This window comes from Myxococcus sp. AM010 (assembly GCF_013372585.1).
GTDB classification, from domain to species: Bacteria; Myxococcota; Myxococcia; order Myxococcales; family Myxococcaceae; genus Myxococcus; species Myxococcus vastator.
Window position 1 is genome coordinate 1 of the sequence record NZ_JABXEO010000213.1, and the last position, 1060, is coordinate 1060.

The window sequence follows — 1060 nt, forward strand, 5'->3', positions numbered from 1 at the left end:
ACGACTTCTTCTCTCTCGGCGGACACTCCCTCAGCGCCACCCGCCTCGCCGCTCGCATCCGCTCCTCCTTCGGCGTCGAGCTTCCTCTCGCCTCCCTCTTCTCCTCTCCCTCCGTCGCCGCACTGGCTCGTGAGCTGGAGGGAATCCAGGGCGCTACCGAGACGTCACTGCCAGCGCCAACGCCTCGTCGCGAGGATGAGCGCGCGCTGCTGTCGTACTCGCAGGAGCGCATGTGGTTCCTGCACCAGTTGCAGCCCGACTCCAGCGCCTACCACATGCCCGAAGCACTGGAGCTCACGGGGCCCCTGGACATCGAGGCCCTGGAAGCCGCGCTCCACTGGCTGGTCTCGCGACACACGGTGCTGCGATTGGCGGTTCCCGCTTCACGCGACGGACACCCCGTCCCGGTGTTGCAACCGGCCGCCCCGCGCGTGCTGACCGTGGAGCATCTGGAGCCAGACGCATCCGCCACAACGCTGACGGCACATCTGCGACATGAAGCAGCTCGCCCCTTCGCGATGGCGGAAGGACCGCTGTACCGGTTCCGCCTGTGGCAACTCACGCCGCAGCGGCATGTCTTGTTGCTCGTCTTCCACCACCTGCTGGTGGATGGGACGTCGCTGTCCGTCCTGCTGCGAGAGCTGGCCGAGGCGTATCTCGCCTTCACCCAGGACTCGCTTCCCGCGCTCGCTCCAGTGGACCTGAGCTGGGCCGACGTGGCCGTATGGCAGCGCACGCCTCGGCTCCAGGAGCGTGAAGACCGGCAGCGCGAATACTGGGTGCGTCAGCTCGCCGACGCGCCGCGGCTGCTTCAGCTTCCCACCGACAAGCCACGTCCTTCCGTCCTCACCGGGAAGGGAGGCTCCATCGAGGGGCAGCAACTCTCACCAGCCCGCACCCAGGCGCTGCGCGCCTTCTGCCGCGAGCACGGGGTGACGCCTTTCATGGCGCTCCAGGCCACCTTCGCCGGACTGCTGCACCGCTACTCCGGACAGGAGGAGGTCTGCGTTGGCGTGCCTGTCTCCGGGCGCACGCATCCTGCTACCGAGGACGTCGTCGG

1 protein-coding gene is annotated in these 1060 nt (G+C 68.1%); it reads left to right on the forward strand.

Features of this window, described 5'->3' with window-relative positions:
• Nucleotides 1-1060: condensation domain-containing protein (locus HV826_RS36360; RefSeq protein WP_255217606.1), on the forward strand; the 1060-nt coding region annotated here is incomplete at both ends.